General features: G+C 68.5%; 11 protein-coding genes. 7 read left to right on the forward strand and 4 right to left on the reverse strand.

Annotation, left to right across the window (positions count from 1 at the left end; translation table 11 throughout):
• Positions 1-67: 67 nt before the first annotated feature.
• The gene (locus tag ACWEFL_RS35285) at positions 68-1,615 is read right to left on the reverse strand and encodes a hypothetical protein (protein WP_451721042.1); all 1,548 of its coding nucleotides are present in this window, start codon (positions 1,613-1,615) and stop codon (positions 68-70) included.
• Entirely contained in the window at positions 1,612-2,370 is a 759-nt protein-coding gene (locus tag ACWEFL_RS35290; RefSeq protein ID WP_451721044.1) for a TnsA-like heteromeric transposase endonuclease subunit, read from the reverse strand. Before ACWEFL_RS35290 ends, ACWEFL_RS35285 begins: the two co-directional genes overlap by 4 nt.
• A gap of 1,250 nt (positions 2,371-3,620) precedes the next feature.
• Here ACWEFL_RS35290 and ACWEFL_RS35295 point away from each other — a divergent pair.
• From ACWEFL_RS35295 to ACWEFL_RS35305, 3 genes are all read left to right on the forward strand, one after another.
• Positions 3,621-3,905 (forward strand): helix-turn-helix transcriptional regulator, encoded by a 285-nt coding sequence (locus ACWEFL_RS35295; RefSeq protein ID WP_451721046.1) that lies wholly within the window; start codon positions 3,621-3,623, stop codon positions 3,903-3,905.
• 135 nt (positions 3,906-4,040) lie between these two features.
• A complete protein-coding gene (locus tag ACWEFL_RS35300) occupies positions 4,041-4,907 on the forward strand; it encodes a DUF6083 domain-containing protein (protein ID WP_451721048.1) in 867 nt (288 codons plus the stop codon).
• Between the two features lie 333 nt (positions 4,908-5,240).
• Positions 5,241-6,719 carry a UvrD-helicase domain-containing protein gene (locus ACWEFL_RS35305; RefSeq protein WP_451721058.1) on the forward strand — a complete coding sequence of 493 codons (1,479 nt, stop codon included), beginning with the start codon at positions 5,241-5,243 and terminating at the stop codon, positions 6,717-6,719.
• Positions 6,720-6,847: 128 nt separating this feature from the next.
• Here the strand turns inward: ACWEFL_RS35305 and ACWEFL_RS35310 are convergent, their stop codons facing one another.
• On the reverse strand, positions 6,848-10,504 hold the full coding sequence (locus tag ACWEFL_RS35310) for a KAP family P-loop NTPase fold protein (RefSeq protein WP_451721050.1): 3,657 nt from the start codon (positions 10,502-10,504) through the stop codon (positions 6,848-6,850).
• 739 nt (positions 10,505-11,243) lie between these two features.
• On the opposite strand from ACWEFL_RS35310, the gene ACWEFL_RS35315 reads away from it, so the two are divergent.
• The 4 genes from ACWEFL_RS35315 (at position 11,244) to ACWEFL_RS35330 (ending at position 16,278) form a co-directional block, all read left to right on the forward strand.
• Positions 11,244-11,915, forward strand: coding sequence for a TnsA-like heteromeric transposase endonuclease subunit (locus tag ACWEFL_RS35315; protein WP_451721060.1), 672 nt, complete (start codon positions 11,244-11,246; stop codon positions 11,913-11,915).
• Between the two features lie 542 nt (positions 11,916-12,457).
• Positions 12,458-14,008, forward strand: coding sequence for a Mu transposase C-terminal domain-containing protein (locus ACWEFL_RS35320; RefSeq protein WP_451721062.1), 1,551 nt, complete (start codon positions 12,458-12,460; stop codon positions 14,006-14,008).
• On the forward strand, positions 14,005-15,027 hold the full coding sequence (locus tag ACWEFL_RS35325; RefSeq protein ID WP_451721052.1) for a TniB family NTP-binding protein: 1,023 nt from the start codon (positions 14,005-14,007) through the stop codon (positions 15,025-15,027). Before ACWEFL_RS35320 ends, ACWEFL_RS35325 begins: the two co-directional genes overlap by 4 nt.
• Before the next feature lie 9 nt (positions 15,028-15,036).
• On the forward strand, positions 15,037-16,278 hold the full coding sequence (locus ACWEFL_RS35330) for a TniQ family protein (RefSeq protein ID WP_451721054.1): 1,242 nt from the start codon (positions 15,037-15,039) through the stop codon (positions 16,276-16,278).
• Here ACWEFL_RS35330 and ACWEFL_RS35335 read toward each other — a convergent pair.
• A complete protein-coding gene (locus ACWEFL_RS35335) occupies positions 16,261-16,770 on the reverse strand; it encodes a hypothetical protein (protein ID WP_451721056.1) in 510 nt (169 codons plus the stop codon). The genes ACWEFL_RS35330 and ACWEFL_RS35335 overlap by 18 nt on opposite strands.
• Between the last annotated feature and the right edge of the window lie 137 nt (positions 16,771-16,907).

The raw sequence follows: 16,907 nt of genomic DNA on the forward strand, positions 1-16,907 counted from the left end.
CTGACACGACGTGCTCTGTCTGCCACGGAAACCCCGGCACCATGCCTGACCAGCGACAACACGGCGATCAAGTGCGGAAAGACAACAGCTTCTCAAGGGCGATCCACTGCTGCAACAGCTCGTCGAGCTCGGCCAGTGTCCACAACCGCTCCCCGTCCACGGTCCGCCGCACCCGCACCGGGTCCCGACCGGTGTAAGTGTTCACGTGCTGGCTGAACTTCGACTTGACTGTCCCGAAGGTGCGCTCCACGACCCCCTTGTCCTGACCAGTGCGCTTGCGGGCCGGCCGCACCGAGAAACCCAGGTACTCGCAGGCGTCGGTGAACGTCCGCCCGGCGAACACCGTGCCGTGGTCGATGACGATCACGTCCGGGATGATCACCGGCCGGGCCGCCGCCTGCGCGAACCGTGGGTCGACGGCGACCAGCTCCTCATACGGCAGGTCGGACATGCTCGCGTGGACGGCCGCGTCGTACCCGGGTCGCATAGGCGCCGGAACCAACGCCTGCGCCAGCAGCTCGCAGGCGTCCACCGCCTTCGTCGCCCGCCCTTTCGCGCGCGGCGCCGACACCAGACCGCCCCAGCTGGCCTTGCGCCGCCGTCCCCGCCTGCCCGGCTGCTTGGGCCGCAGCACCGCAGCGATGATGCTGCGGGTCGCGACACAGACCGCGAGGGTCAGCTCGACCCGGGCGGGCTGGCCGTCGTCACCCAGCACCCACACATCCAGGTCGGTCGAGTCGATCTGGACCAGCTCGCCCGGCATCGTCGCCCTCGTCACCGAGAACGGCAGCCCCACCCGCGCCGCCGCCGCACGAGCACCGGGTGGAGAGTCCCAGTCCCTGGGGTTGATGTCCAGCCGCCCCAGCAGCTTGTACAGCGTCGGCTCCTGCGGAACCTTCACGCCCTCCCCGTACGCGGCACGCAGCACCCGCCGCAGCGACTTGAACAGCTTCCGCGCGTCCGACGGCGCGTCCACCCGCCGGCGCTGGCGGTCCACCAGCACCAGAAGCTGCTCCACCACGCGCGCGTCGGTCGCCCCGTACAGCCGCCGCCGCTTGGTGCTGCGCCCATCCACAAGATCGACCACACTGCGCCGCCTGCAGTAGGCCAGCCGCTTGGCCTGGACCGTCTGCCAGGACACTCGCCTGCCCAGCACCGCGCTCATCTCGGCAGCCTTGGCCTGGTACCGCTGGATAAACGTCGTCGACGCAGGGTCGAACGCCGGCCGCGGCCGCGCTCCCGGCGGCGCCCCAAGAGGCAGCCCGGTGTCGACCTCGATCACCGCACGCTGCCACTGCCGTGCCGCCTCCGCCGCACCGGCCGGGATGCCCTCCAGCTCCGTAAAGTCGGGCATCTCCGACTGGATCAAGGGATGCCCGGCCGCGTCGAGGACCGCGAAGTCGTCCGCCGCCGCCAGTACCGACAGCAGCACCGCGGCAGGTACCCCGCCGTTGCCCACCGGCTCCAGCAGCACCATCATCCCGTCCAGGCCGGCCACCAGATACCGGCCGCCCCGCCACCGCACCTCGTCCCCGCGCGCCAGCGCCCCGCGCGGCGCGCTACGCACCTTCAGCGATGCACGCTCCGCAACGGGGACCGGCCCCGGCCCGCTCACGGCTGCTCCGCCACGAACGGGCGGCCCATCGCCGTCGGCTCGCCCCCTCTCACGGGCCCCACCATCGATCCGGGCCCCAGGGGCACAGCCCAGTCCACGCCGAGGCTCCGCTTCCACAGCATGTGGTACAGGCGGGGCAGGGCCACCAGGCGCGGGACCCCGCATCCCTGGACGCCCTCCGCCAGCGGCCGAGGCTCGGCGAACGCAGCAGCCAGCGCGGACTCCACCTCCGCGTCGCCGAAGCGCGGATGCCGTCGCCGCGACACCCATCGCAGATTCACCAGCGCCGTCCTGTCCGGCAGCCGCGGCGACGCGAGCTGCCAGTGCGTTTGCCGGCACGCCTCCCGCCACACGGACATCTCCCGATCGAACCGCTCGCCCGGCCCCCTCGCGGGCCGGGAGACCACCACCGCCGTCGCACCCGAAGAGGTGCGCACGAAGAAGTCCGGCACCAGCCGCCGCTCGCGGCCCCGCTCCCGCCAGACCAGTTGCGCGGACCAGGCGCTGAAATCGACCACCCCGGGATGGAAGTCCAGCAGCATCGCCGTCGACAGCCGCTCCAGCGAACGGCAGCCCACCAGCCGCCTGTTGGTCGCCGCCCACCACCAAGTGACGATGCTGCGCTGGGAAGGGTGCCGCGACGGCTTCCACACCTCACCCCGCTCCGCCATAGGCACCCCTACCAGGTGCTTGGCTGGCAGGGTCCGGCGCACCTCGTCGGCATCGAAGTAAAGGACCTGCAACTCCCTTGGCATGACGCCTCCCTGGCACCACGTCGTATTGCCGCGGCGCACCATCGGCAACGGACTGCCAGATCAGTAGCACGATGCATGCCGCCCCCGGGCCGCGAACAGCGCGATCCGGACAGTCTTGAATCCATTGCGGCACCGCAACCCGGGTGTACCGACCCCGTGCCGCCGTTGCACCGACCTCACCGAAACCGACGTCGTTCGGCGGCCGAGGGATACCCGTTCCCCAGCCCAGCTCCGCACTCGCCCATCAGCTCGAACACCTCATCGCCGGTACCCGCTGAGGCGGCTCCGCCCCCGGGCCGCCCTCCGGGGAGTGGATCCCCGGTACCCGGCGGCCCGGCCGAGCGGCTGCAGAGAAGAGAAGCCCGGGGCGGGCCGGTGCGGCAGCGGCGTATCTCGTTCTCCGGCGGGCCTGCCTTCCGGTGCCTTGTCCGGCGAACCGGCTGAAGTCCCGGCCCGGTCTGGAATCCCGGTCCCGTTCCGCGCAGCCGAAGGGCGGACGGACCCGGTGCTTTCACGCGCCGCCCGCCGGTCACCGGGACCACTCCGCAGCCTGCCTGCCGGTGCGCGGCTCAGAAGACAGCGTGCTGCTCATCGGGCCACCACAGCCACGGGCCGGGAGTTCCGTCCCCGTTTTCCGGCCCCAGGGCGGTGCGGTCGTCGGCTCCGCAGTCCGGGAGCTGCCGGTTCTCCGTCTCCGGGACCGCGGCGGAGTGCGGGGTGGCGGCCGCGCAGGCACCGCAGGTGTCCGCCAGACGCCAGCAGCGGCCCCGGGGATCGAAAGCCAGAAGCAGTACCAGCGCACCGTCGCAGCCGCGGTGCCGGTGGTGCAGCCGACACCCGTCATCCCGGCACTGGCAGATACGCAGATGCCGGGGGAGCGCCGCCCTGCGGGCGTGGTCCCCCAGATGAACGGGAGCAGCGCGCGGCCCCGCCCCCGCAGCCCGGGGGAGCGGCCCGCAGTCCAGGCAGCGCAGGACCGGGCCCTCGGACCCGAAACTGACGAAAACCGCCCAGGCGCGCCGCGGCGGTTGCGGGACTGTGCCGGACCTCATCAGCGTCGTGCTCCTCCGTGCTCGTCGGTTCCCGTGGCCGAGGCCGCCTCGGCAGCGCTGCGGGCGAGGGCCCGCGGGGACGGTCCGCGGCGCGCACCATAGTGCAGACCCCTGCCCTGCCGTCGCCCGCGGCCACCTGCGGAAATAGGGCAGAGGTCTGCACTGACAGGGCATGGGTCTGCACCGTCGGATGGTGGGGTGACGATCTTCCCGCCCGACCCGAACCTCACCGCGCTGCGCCTGGAGCTGGCCCGGCTGAGGAGCGTGCGCGGCTGGAGCTATGACGAACTGGCCCGCCGAAGCGGCCTGGCCAGACGCACCCTCATCGAAATCGAGCAGGGCCGTACCATCGGCTCCCTGAAGTCCTGGCACGCCCTCGCGCACGCCCTGGACGTCAGTGTCGACCACCTCTTCCTGACACTCTGCGAGGGGCACACGCCCCCTGCCCAGACCGCTGACCGACCTTCCTCTGCCCAGGCCTGAATCACCCGCTCCGGTCATCACCTCGGCACACGCGTGCGACGGACCGCTCATCCGTCCGAGCCGATTGCACCATCCGCATGACATCCAGGGCCGGGCGGCGATACGCGCTGCGCACCGCCTGCCATCTTCGCGGCCATGTGCTCCCATACCCCCGCCCCCGGCCGCCGCTGGGACGGCAGCCCGCTCGCCGTCCGCCGCGGGCGGGCTCTGCGAGTCGCCGCGAACAGCCCCAGCCGACTCCTGCGTACAGCCCAGACCGGCTACTGCCGTGAGTGCGGAAACCGCATCGACTGGTATGCCCTCCCCAGCCGCCTGCCCGTCGGCCTCCACCCCCAGGACGTGCCCGCAGCGGCCGTCCCGGCCTCCTGTCGCTGGCACGTCGACTCCGGAATCGCCCACCGAGCCGCCGACGGCAGCCCGTGGTGCCGTATCCCGCACGCCGCCCTCTGCCCGGCCCGCGAGGCCCCCGCCCCGCTCACACCCCGCCTGGCCGAACTACGGCGAAGCCTCGCCGTCCGCACCCGAAAGCTCCTCGACACCGGAGCTCTCATCCCGCCCGCACCCGGCACAGCCCCCACTGGCACGGGCACGGACTGCAGGCCCGCCCGGCCCGTGCTCCAGATCCTCTACGGCCGCTACCTCGCCGCCCGGCCGGTCGAGGACATCCCGTGCGTCGCCCAGACCCGCCGACGCGGCCGCTGCCCCCATCCCGTTCTCACCCCCACCGCGCCCGCAGGCACCTGGAAACTCATGCCCGCAACCGCGACCCTCGGGCAACTGGCCCTGCCCGCAGCCGACATGGCCGTCTACGACCTCACCCACCTTCCTTACGGAGAACAGCTGCGCTGGCGCACCCAGCGCTGCGCCGTGCACGCCGCCACTCCGGCCGCAGCCGACCTCGCACTGGCGGACTGGGAAGTCTTCGACCCTCTCCTGCACCACCCGCACATCCACGCCCGCCTGCCTGCGGTCACCCGGAACGACCGCCGGAATCAGACATGAGACCCCCTCACCTCGCACACGCCACCAGAGCAGCACCCTGTCGCCCCCCCGGAGGCCGGTTCCCAGGTCCGGTTGCCGCTGCCCCGTCCCGCGTGCCGGACTCCGGTCCAGGCAACCGGCACCCCGGGCAGACAGACAACCCCGGCCACACCCCCGCCGTTCAGCCCAGTGAAGCCCCCGCCCCATCGACTCCAGCGGTCCCTGAAGCCACCCGTCGCTCTCTGTCCCTGACGCCGCCGGGCTGCCGGAGATGCCGATCCCCTTTCTCCCGTGCGTCCGCGCCCGCAGGCGCGGACGAAACGCCCCCACCCACGATCGGGAAAAACGACTGTGCTGAATCCGACTGACGAACAGGCCGCAGCCGCCGACCTGTTCCGCGCCGGCGACCACCTGACGCTCCAGGCCGGAGCCGGAACAGGCAAAACGAGCACCCTCGTCCTCCTGGCCTCCGGGACCAGGAGACGCGGCCGCTACATCGCCTTCAACAAGGCCATCGCCCGCGACGCAGCCAACCGGTTCCCCACCACCGTGACCTGCAAGACCGCACACGCTCTCGCCTTCGCCGCGATCGGCCACCGCTACGCCCGCCGCCTGAACGGCCCCCGCCAGGCCGGATGGAAGACCGGCATGGCCCTCGGCATCACCCGAGGCATCCGCATCGGCGAACGGCACGTCCCCCACACAGCACTGTCACACGCCGTGCTTGGCACCGTGACCCGCTTCTGTCACTCCGCAGACCCCGTCCTCGGCCACCAGCACGTTCCCCGCCTGCGCGGCCTCGAGGACACGGACCTCCACGCCCAACTGGCCCGCAGAGTAATGCCGCTCGCCCGCAAAGCGTGGGCCGACCTCCAACAACCCGACGACGGTGTCGTCCGCTTCGGCCACGACCACTACCTGAAGATCTGGGCTCTCACCAATCCCAGAATCGACGCCGACTTCCTCCTCCTCGACGAAGCCCAGGACACCAACCCCGTCCTCGAACAGGTCTTCACCGCCCAGCGCTGCCACGCCCAGCTCGTCATGGTCGGCGACTCGGCGCAGGCCATCTACGGCTGGCGCGGCGCCCGCGACGTCATGACCGGCTTCGACGGCCACCCCCTGTCCCTGTCCCTCTCCTTCCGATTCGGTCCCCGCCTCGCCGAGGAGGCCAACCGCTGGCTGGACATCGCCGGCGCCCCGATCCGCCTGAGCGGCGCCACCTCCATCCCCACCGAGATCGCCCCCGTCGACGACCCCGACGCCGTACTGTGCCGGACCAACACCGGAGCCATCGCCGACGTCCTGAAACACCTCGCCGCCGGCCGCCGCGTGGCGCTCGCCGGAGGAGGCGAGAGCCTGGCCGCCCTGGCCACCGCCGCCCGGGACCTCAAGGAAGGACGGCGCCCCTGGCATCCCGAGCTGCTCCTCTTCCCCTCCTGGGGAGAACTGCAGGACTACGCCGAACACGATCCCGCCGGAGGCGACCTGAAGCCCTTCGTCGACCTCGTCGACCAGCACGGTCCCGAAGCCCTCCTCGCCGCCATCGGCCGCCTCACCGCCGAGCCGCACGCCGAGGTCACTATCTCCACCGCCCACCGGGCCAAAGGACGGGAGTGGGCCAGCGTACGGATCGGCGACGACTTCTCCCCGCCCAAGGACACCGCGCAGCAAGACACCAGTGGAAACCCCATTCCCGGGACCATCAGCGACGGCGAAGCACGCCTCGCCTACGTCGCCGTCACACGCGCCCGCCGCCGCCTCGACCTCGGCGGCCTGTCCTGGATCCATGACCACCCGGACGGAAGCGCCGCCACAGCACCGGCCACATGACCGGGGACACGGATCACGCCCTGCTGACGTACCTGGCCCCGGCTGCGCAAGAGTCAGGCCAAGAGCGCGCCCTGCGCCCAGACCGAGGATCCACAGCCTCCACCCCCCTCGCGTCTGGACGAAGATGATCAGTCGGCTGGGACTTCCTTGATCTTCTGGCGGTTGCCGAACAGGCCACGGCGCTCGAGGTCATATCCGAGCTCTTTCATAGTGCGGTTGGCGAGATTCCCTAGCTTGCTCCAGCGCTGGGCAGCTACGACCACGGCGTCTCGCAACGCCTTCCGCGTCCCTTGCGGGATGGGCTCTGCCAGCTTAGGCAGGGCCTGGAGAGCCGACTGCGCGGCTGTCTGGTTCGTAGTGAGCAATGGCAGCATGATCTTCTCGATCAGCCTGCGGCGGCAGGGGCCGCTGCTTATGTCTGCCTGCTGCCACAACGTGAGTACAGCGTCGCGCTCGACCTGGTTCGTCGATGTTTCGTATCGGGAGATCAGCACCTCGACTGCGGCAGAGTCCGGCAGCCGCGACCATCCCAGGTCTCGGAGGAGCGTCCGTGACGGGGTGCTGGGGCCGTTCCCGCCGATCAGCCCTTGCCAGAAGAGCATCCGCTCGCTTAGAGACAGATGGCTCAGCCGGTCACCGGCGACGCGCATCATCGCTCGGTCGGGTTGAGGGCGTCCCCTGGTTGTGAGCGGGGTGAGAACGGTGAGCATGTCGGGCGCGGAGGGGCGGCTCAGCCGTATCCACCCGGCGAGGGCCGGTGCTTCGTGTGTGGGATGGGTACGGGCGAAAGTTGCCATGACGTCCGAGGTCGGGAGCGCGGCCAGCTTGATGCCGGCAGGCAGCTCGCGGACGCTGCTGCGTGCGGCGATGACCAGCGTGGTGCGATCGGGCTCTGGGATCCATGCGCAGGCATCGATCGCGTGGAGTAGATCCTGTACGAGCGTCGACGGCAGGGGGTGCGGACTGCTGCGGTCGAAACCGTCCAAGCATTCCCCAACGGTGCTGGTGAGGTACCGCAGCAAGGGGGAGCCGGACGCTGGGACTTCTTCGCAGGGGGACGTGAGGGTGCTGACGAGCGCAGTGGCTTCGTGACGAAGGTACGCGATGCGGTCCAGCAGGCCGTTGTCCAAGAAGGGACGGGCGGCGACCAGCACTCGCATGCGCTCGCTTGCCTCGGTATCGGTGCCAGCGAACGAACCGAGGCTGCTGATGACAGGCTCGGTGAGATCGGGATAGGCACCTTGCGGGAGGTCGCCGACGAGCCGGAGGTAGCTGGTGGCGATCTGATCGATATGCTCGGTTGCCTCGGGATGTGTGCTGCTCGCGTCGCGCCACAGTTCGTGCAGCAGCGTCGCGATGGCAGGTGCCAGGTGATCCAGCTCCCCAGAGGGATGCAGTAGGTCCATCCACCGAGGCCACGCAGAGAAATGGCGGCGGGAGGCTCTGGCAAGGACGTGCTGCGACAGTGCAAAGTCGCTGACTTTGGGCAGCTGCTCAAGGAGGTCTTCGATGACGTCGTCGACGTTCTGGTGGTCCAGTTCCAGCAACAGCGCGAGCACGGCGTGGGCGGCTTTCGGCACACGCGGTGCCCAGGCTCTGACGAGCGATTCCAACGCGCTCAGAGCACGTGGCTGGGCGCCTGGGTTGCCCCCCTCGGGGGCGGGGAGAGCGGCAGTCTCCGTGGATTCCTCAATGACCGTGCGTAGTTCCTTGGCCAAGGCCGGTGCCAGAACCGCCATCAGATGTTCGGCATCACCTGGCTTGAGCCGGGAAAGTGTGGCAGCGGTTTCTTCCGCCGTGTCTGACAGCAGATGCTCGCACAGCAGTCCCACCACCCGTTCGGCATCGGCAGCAAGGGCTGCCGGAACGTCGCGCAGGACGATCGCTACAAGCTCCGGTTGTTCTTCTAGCGCAGGGTGCTGCAGCACCCGAGCAGCCAACTGGTCTGCCCCTTCCCGGCTGCTGGCCAGGGCAAGCTGCCACGCCCCCGCGAGCACGCGCGTCGGCAGCTCATGCGGATGCTGCAGTAGCGTCGGGGTGATGACTCCCAACGCGGCGTCAGCACGCTCAGCGAGATTCACGCCCTCGATACAGCACATCAGCAGGACTGACTGCACGACATTCCATGCCTCAATACCCATTGCCGCGCGTACTTGCTGAATCAGCAGAGACAGCGCAGCTTGTCGATCTTCGACTGACAGGTCTTCTAGGACTTGCTCCAATTGCCCCAACGCGGCGTTTTGGGCATGCTGTTCCAACGTTTCGGCGAGTGCCGAGGCCAGCCCGACCACACTTCCGGACGTCTGCATGAAGACCAGGTCACGCTGGGGCCCGGAAACCATGCGGGTACGAGCGAGGTAGTCCAGCAACTGCTGTCCCTGCTTTCCGCGTACTGCGTCTGCTCCGTCGGTGTCCCGTGACCGGTCAGTAAGATTTTGGTCGACGGGAGCTTTACCGGTGGCGTAGCGGAGCGCCGCCTGCCGGACATGACCCGGAACATAGGATCCCAGCTCTGCATCCTCGTCCTCAGCCAGTGCGAGGACGTGCTGCGGCATCCGGTGGTCCAGCAGTAGGTCACGTGAGAACAGAGGAAACTCCACCCGCAGGCACACCAGGCGCGCGATCTCGTCAGCCCGCTCGGCAACAACGGTATCCAGCAACCCCGCAGCCTGCCGCTGCTGGGCGAGGCGGTAGGTCAATGCAAAAGCGTTGAGCAACGCCTTGACCCGGCGAGGGCTGCGCACGTGGGACGGTACAAGAATGCTGACAACGAGATCGATGTCGATCTCGCCCCACACCCCGCCCCGGGAGGTCACCAAGCCTGCTGCGAAGCGAGTGACCTGCGGAACCAGCAGCGGCGGCATGCTGATCTGGTATTGGAACACCTTGTCCAGGTACCCGCTGCCGCTGCTGTAGTAAGGGTTGACCGAGTCGACAGGTGTCGCCTGCTCCAAGGCTTCTGTCAGTGCCCGCTCCAGCACCTGCTGATCGGCCGCCACGATAAAGACGCAGCGCCGAACCCCCAGAAACGTCCTCAACGCGTCAAGCGTCGCCACTACATCCCGCGGAGCGCACCGGTCCAATTCATCGACGAATACCACCAATCGCTGAACTCGCGACATGCTGACGAGCTCGTCGAAGATTCTCTCGAATTCTTCGTCGCTGTGTGCTGCGTCGACCTTGTGTTCAGTGGTCAAAGTCCGCGACACCAGGACTGCCAGGGAGGTCAGTAGTGCTGCGGGCGCGAGGCCTGCCTTCATCGCGCCACTGGCCATAGCCGCAAAACCTGGCCAGAATGGGCCACCTTTCGCCCATACCAGCAGCGCTACGACCCCTAGCGCCACTCCGCATACGAGTGAGAACATCCGGACGTACATCCACAGCAACTGCCATGCATGTCTTCGCGTGAAGGAGAACTCTGCGGTCACCTTGCCGCTGTACAGGTGCGTGTGAAACTCCGGATCATAAATACCCAGCTCACCTGCCACAGCGCTGATGAAATTACGCCGAAGAGGATTCTCTGCGTACTTGAATGCGTCGAATCGCACAAAGCGTGTTCCGGCCCGGCGGTCGAGGCAGCCCTTCAAGAGGTTGGCCACACCGCTCTTCCCTGACCCCCAAGGTCCCCACACGGCGATGTTCGTCGGCGTGGGAACAGACAGTGCGAGATGCTGCAGCTGCTCAGCCAAGTGGAGATGCGCCAGCTGATCGTCTTCAGGACCCCCCACTTCGCTGTCCTGAATCAGGTCTTCTGGTACCAGTTGGCCGTCTTCTGCTGCCGTCATCTTGCCCTCGAACTCTCTTCCGCCGTACCGACGCCGACGGCAAAGCACCTCAGACACCCGGAGTTGGGTTGGCAGCACCCTAGATGTACCCACCGACAATGGCACCGGCCTGAGTAGCTGCCCGAGGTGAAGGCTCCCTGGCAGGAGCAACGGCCCCCGCCCGTTGGGTCCGCAAAGCCGGGCTCAGCCGGAAGCGGGACTGTAAAAACGGCCCTGTCTCACCTACCGTGGTGACGGTAGGTAGTCGCCGTGGCTGGCAGTAACGCTCCCAGACCAGCACGGGTGCTTCGACCGTCGACACCGTGTCTGTCCCGCTCGGCAGTGCGTCGCCGAATGCTCTCCTCGGAGCTCGGACCAGGCACATCAGCGATGACGTCCTGTCACCACCGCATGTGCGACGGGGCCGTTCGCTACACAGACCCATCGCCAGCGCCGGTCAAACTCCGATGAGACGAAACAGCTTGGTGGTCAAAGTTCAGTGAGACCGGTCGAACTTCCCTGAGACAGGTCACATGGCGGCGGCCGAGCGCGGCCCACCGGTCGGTGCTGCTGTCCTGTGACAGTCGATCTTCCTCTTTGTCACTGAATCTTGCTCAAGCGCGGCTTGTTGCCACTACGGTTTCCTCGACAGGGGGCGGGGGGCCGAGTGAGCGTTGCGGGTGCGTTAGAGCATGACACCGCCGGAGGCGGATTCACGCTCCGGTTCGGCGGTGCTGAAGGCTGCGAGCGGGTTGTCCCGTTGGGTCAGTGCCATGGGCTGGCGTGGGAGGAGGCGGCTCCGGTACGCACGTTCCGCTGGTCGCGCGGACTCGGGCATTTCCCAGGCTGGTGGTGGACCGCGACGACCGGCCGACACGTGGGGTTCGAGTCGTGGCTGGAACAGGAACGGCTGATCCTGCTGGACTTCGATCCGGATGTTGTGGGGGTCGCTTCGCAGCCGTTCTGGCTGCACTGGCACGACGGGAAAGAGAAGCGGCGCCATGCCCCGGACTACTTCGTGCGGCTCGCCGACGGCCGTGCTCGCGTGGTCGATGTCCGTGCCGAGGACCAGGTCGACGAGCGGACTGCCGAGGCGTTCGCAGCCACCGAGCGGGCCTGTTCGGCAGTCGGCTGGGAGTTCAGGCACGTCGGTGTCCCTGATTCTGCGCTGATGGCGAATCTGCGGTGGCTTGCTCGCTACCGGCATCCGCGCTGCGCCGGCAGACCTGAGATCGCAGCCCGGCTACGGAAGACCTTCGCGACGCCGACGCCGTTGCTGACGGGAGCCGAGGACGTCGGGGACCCGCTCGCGATGTTGCCCGCGCTGTTTCATCTGATGTGGAGGCAGGAACTGGTGGCCGATCTCGCGCATGAGCGGTTGGGCCCCACCACACTGGTGCGGGCCGCTGGCTCAGCGGGTGGCTTGTGGTGAATGCGGGACGTCGGCCGCGGCGGCCTGTCGGGGTGTCGATCGGTGACCGAGTACGCGTGGCCGAGGTCCTGCACACGGTGATCGCGGTGTCCGGCACGACCGTGCGTCTGGCCGACACGGATGGCATGGTCACCGACGTCGGCCTGATCGAGCTGTCGGCGGCCGACGATTTCGAGGTGGTACGCGCGTCGTCGCGGGCACCGGTTCCGCCGACGGCACCACTGGAGGGGCTGCCGGAGGCCGTGGCGGCGGAGGCGTTGTGGTGGGAACAGCACATCGTGGAGGTGTTGCGCGGGGTTCCGCCGCAGGCGCCTGCCGGCACGAGGCCGAAGCCGGAGTACGACCCGGCGGTGGTGTCGCTGACCCGCCGCGAGCAGGCCAAGGCAGCGGAACTGACCGCTGCGGGGCGGCCGGTGACGTCAAGTGCGATCGCCAAGCGACGCCGCCGCTATGAGGCCCACGGAGTGGTCGGAATGGCCGACCACCGGTCCGCCAAGCCCGTCAGCGCGCACGGCCGGGTCGACCCGCTGGTGGTGGAGGCGATGCGGAAAGCGGTCGCCGAGGCCGCCCAGGATTCCACGCGGACGGCGACCTACTTGTTCTGGAGGACCGGTCAGATCCTGGAGGAGGATCACGGTCGGGGCGCGGTGGAGCTGCCGTCCCAGCGCAGTCTCTACCGGCTGCTGGAGAAACTGTCGGCGGGCAAGCACACCACCGGCTCGGCTCGCACCCGCCGGTCGCTGGCGGATCGTCCCGACGGGCCGTTCGGCGAGAGAAGTGTGGCGGCGCCGGGCGAGCTGATGCAGATGGACTCCACCCCGCTGGACGTGCTGGTCCGCCTGGACGACGGGGTCCCCGCCCGGGTTGATCTGACCGGCATGATCGATGTCGCGACCAGGAGTCTGACCGCGGCGGTGCTGCGGCCGACGACCAAGTCCGTGGACGCCAGCGTGTTGCTGGCCCGCACCGTCACCCCTGAGCCGATGAGGCCCGGCTGGGCCCAGGCGCTGGCGATGTCACGCTCGGCGTTGCCGTTCAGGCGGCTGCTGGACATCGACGCGCGCATGGAGCACGCTGCCGCCCGGCCGGTCATCGTCCCCGAGACCATCGTGGTCGACCAGGGGAAGGTGTTCATCTCCCGCAACTTCCGGGCCTCCTGCAACTTCCTGGGCATCAACTTCCAACCGGTGCACGACGCATCGGGCTGGGAGAAGGGACATATCGAACGGATGCTGGGGTCCGTCAGAACTCTGTTCGCCCAGTTCCTGGCCGGTTACACCGGCTTCAACGCCGAACGCCGCGGCCGGCACGTCGAACAGCAGCCGCTTTGGTCCTTGCTGGAACTGCAGGAACTCCTGGACGAGTGGATCGTGGTCTGGCAGAGCCGGCCCCACGACGGACTGCGCGACCCCCTTCACCCCGGGCGGATGTTCAGCCCGAACGAGAAGTACGCCGCACTCGTCGAGACGGCCGGCTATGTCCCGGTCGCGCTGTCGGCTGATGACTACATCGAACTGCTGCCCGCGACCTGGCGGGCGATCAACGCCTACGGCGTGAAGATCAAACACCGGACCTACGACGACCAGGCCCTCAACCCGCTGCGGCAGCAGCGGTCAGGCGTCAAGGACCGCAAGGATCTGTGGGAGATCCACTACGACCCCTACGACGTGTCCCGCGTCTGGGTCCGTGACCACTGGAAGGGCGGCTGGATCACCCTGTTCTGGAAACAACTGCACCGCGTCGCCGCCCCGTTCGGCGAACTGGCCTGGGACCACACCCGCCGCACCCTGCCCGAAGCGAGTGAGGAGCAACTCGCCGATGCCGTCGCCGACCTGCTGCGACGAGCCCATCAGGGCCCCGCTGAGCGTGGTGATGGAGACAGCAGAGACGGACTCAGTCGCCGGGACCGGCGCGTCGCCGTCCGCACCAAGTCCAGTCCGCCCTCCACCCCCATCGCGCCCGAGACTCCCCCTGCTGACCGCGTCGCCGACGGCGAAGCGGGCCAGGCCGACGACGCTCCCGAGGAGAACATCGCCAAGGTGATCCCGATGCCGATCTTCGACCCGTTCACCGAAGCGGACAAGCGGTGGTGAGCCACGGGCCAGGGCAGGGTGGGGATACCGGAGATGGGTACGGGCATCTGCAACTGACCACCCTGCCGGGCTGGCGCGGGTTCGTCACCGAGATACCCGCAGTGCCGGAGCTGCTGCCCGAGGCGATCTGGTCGGGTCTCGCGGACGACAAACGAGCCTGCTACGACGATGACCGCATCGACCACCACTCACGGTTGCTGGTGGTCCAGACTCCCACGATCCGCCAGGTCATCACCTCGGGCCGCCGCCTGATCCAGATGAACAAGAACGCCCACTACGGACGATGCGGCCTGATGGTGTCCGGCCCCGCCAGAACCGGCAAGACCACCGCGCTCACCCAACTCGGCAAGACCGTCGAGGCGATCCACCGAAGGCGTCACCCGAACTCCTCCAGCGACATCCCGGTCATCTACATCACCGTCCCACCCGCCGCCACCCCCAAGATGATCGCGATGGAGTTCGCCCGGTTCTTCGACCTGCCGATCTCCACCAGGAGCAACATCACCGACATCGCCGACGCGGTCTGCAGCGTCAGTACGGACGCCCACGTGACGCTCGTCGCGGTCGACGAACTCCACAACCTCAACATCGCCACACGCGCTGGCGCCGAAGCCTCCGACACCCTGAAGTACTTCTCCGAACGCATCCCGGCCACCTTCGCCTACGCCGGAATCAGCCTGGACCGCACCGGACTGCTCTCCGGCCCTCGCGGAGAACAGATCGCCGGCCGGTTCGGCATGGTCCGCACCGGCCCGTTCGGCCAGGACCAGCAGTGGACCGCGCTGATCGCAGCCCTGGAGGACAGCCTGAGGCTCCACCGCCACCGGCCCGGTGTCCTGACCCGACTCGACCGCTACCTGCACCAGCGCACCCACGGGATGATCGGAAGCCTGCTCTGGCTGATCCGCGGCGCCGCCATCAACGCCGTCCTGGACGGCACCGAGAAGATCACCAAGAAGGCCCTCGACGCCGTCGACGCCGACTTCACGTCCCAGTCCCCACGGCCACCCGCCACGTGATCAACACCCATGCTGCCCCGAGAACGCGCTGAGAAGATCCTCACTTTGCACGCGGCCGGATGGCCGGTGCAGGCCATCGCCGACCATATCGGCCACAGCCACCAAACCATCCGCGACTACATCAATGGCCGCAGAACGCCGGGGATCCGGGCCCCACGGCCGAGTCTGCTCACCGAACCCCTCGCCAGCTATTGCCGTCAGCGACTCACCGAGGATCCGCACCTGCGGACCAGCGTTCTGTTCAAAGAAGTCGCCGACCTCGGCTACCAGGGAAGCCGAGCAACCCTCTACCGCGAACTGAAGCGCCGACACCGCCTGCTGGTCCCGGCCGACCGCCAGAAAACCGACTCGCAGGAGGAAGATCCCCAGGACCTATCCGGGATGTCCCGCACGCTCACCCGCAGGCACGCGCGGACACCGGTACTGCCACAGCGAGTCGCCCCGATCGCAGGAGAAACCCTCAACTCCTACCTGGCCCGGATCGCCCAGGCCAACCACCTCACCGTCACCGAGGTACTGGCCGTGCTGCCCACCTGGTTCTCCACGAAAGCCAACAACATCGACGACCGAGCCCAGCACCACATGCTCGCCCCCGCAGCCACCCAAGCCCTGCACGAACTCGCTCACCTCACCAGCACCACTTCCGCCGGCCTGGCTTACGCACTGCCCGCCTTCGGCACCGACGCAAGCCCCGTCCGGGCCACGACCGCCTGCCACCGGTGCACGTCCCGCCGCGACATCCGCCAGCCCGTCCCTGTCCACCTCCCGATTCACCACAAGGTCTGCACACGGCATGGAGTCTGGCTCAGCGATCTCGGAGAACCCCACCTCGACCTCTTCATATGCCCCGAGATCACCACAGCCCAACACCGGGCGAACCGACTCCTCCGCCGCTTCACACCCCAGCAACTCACCCTCGCCCACCAAACTGCGGTCGAGGCCGTCCCGCCCTGGCCGGCCTCCCCGGCTGCTCTCCCGCACCACTGGAGATACCGTCTCCTCGCGTTGCAGACCCACAATCACCACCGCGGCGTCCCGACCGACCTCGACACCTACACACACGCCGCGATCTACCCTGACGCCATCGAACTCGCCGCAGCAGCACTCGCCAAGCATCCTCGCGATCCAGCAAGATCCACTGGCGAGAACTCTTCGCGTCTCCGAACGGCGGCGCCTGCGGCTCACGGCCACTTCGCCACTCAAGATTCCTCACCGCAGGTCAGAACAACCGCGTCAGGGAAGACTCAGTGACACAGGACAGCTGCGTCCGCAGTGGTCCAGCAGGATCTGCAGTGCGATCTCGGGTTCGTGGCGGGAGAGGACTTCGTCGGCGGGGATCTGGCGCAGAGTGGTCCAGGGTGTGGTGGCGGGAGATGACGACGGCCCGGTAGACCTCGAAGTGGGAGAGGATCTCACCGGTGGCGGGGGAGTCGAGGCAGGACTGCAGGGCTGCAGGACGGCTACGGGGGCGGGGTGCCTGCCGAGTTCGTCGTCGCTGAGCAGCCGGAGCGCACCATCGTCTTCGTCCTCGGCGGTCGGGACGGCCGCCGTCGTGTTCAGGAACCAGTCGGGGCCTTCGACCTTCTTGGCGACGGTGCGGTGGCCGGGCGGGGGCGCCGCGCCCCTGGCCCGGAGGGCGTCGGCACTTCGGCGGGAGGCGGGGCGGGAGTGCTGGCCCGGCCATGCGCCGCAGGCGTTTTGGCGGTACAGCCGGCGGCGCCCGGCGCCAGCTGTCTGTTCCACTGTTTCCGTGCAGCCTTTCCAGCATCCTGGATGGAAGCCGCACCGTACGGACCCGCAGGTGTGTACTGTTTGAGCATGGACGAGACATACCCGCTCGTGCAGGCCCGCAACGAGCTCGGACAACTGGTCAACCGCGT

The sequence above is a fragment of the Streptomyces sp. NPDC004838 genome, assembly GCF_053600955.1.

Bases quoted from the DNA above. Each gene is read 5' to 3' on its own strand.
- ACWEFL_RS35290 (WP_451721044.1), bottom strand. From the start codon at position 2,370: ATGCCAAGGGAGTTGCAGGTCCTTTACTTCGATGCCGACGAGGTGCGC.
- ACWEFL_RS35300 (WP_451721048.1), top strand. From the start codon at position 4,041: ATGTGCTCCCATACCCCCGCCCCCGGCCGCCGCTGGGACGGCAGCCCG.
- ACWEFL_RS35310 (WP_451721050.1), bottom strand. From the start codon at position 10,504: ATGACGGCAGCAGAAGACGGCCAACTGGTACCAGAAGACCTGATTCAG.
- ACWEFL_RS35320 (WP_451721062.1), top strand. From the start codon at position 12,458: ATGCGGAAAGCGGTCGCCGAGGCCGCCCAGGATTCCACGCGGACGGCG.
- ACWEFL_RS35330 (WP_451721054.1), top strand. From the start codon at position 15,037: ATGCTGCCCCGAGAACGCGCTGAGAAGATCCTCACTTTGCACGCGGCC.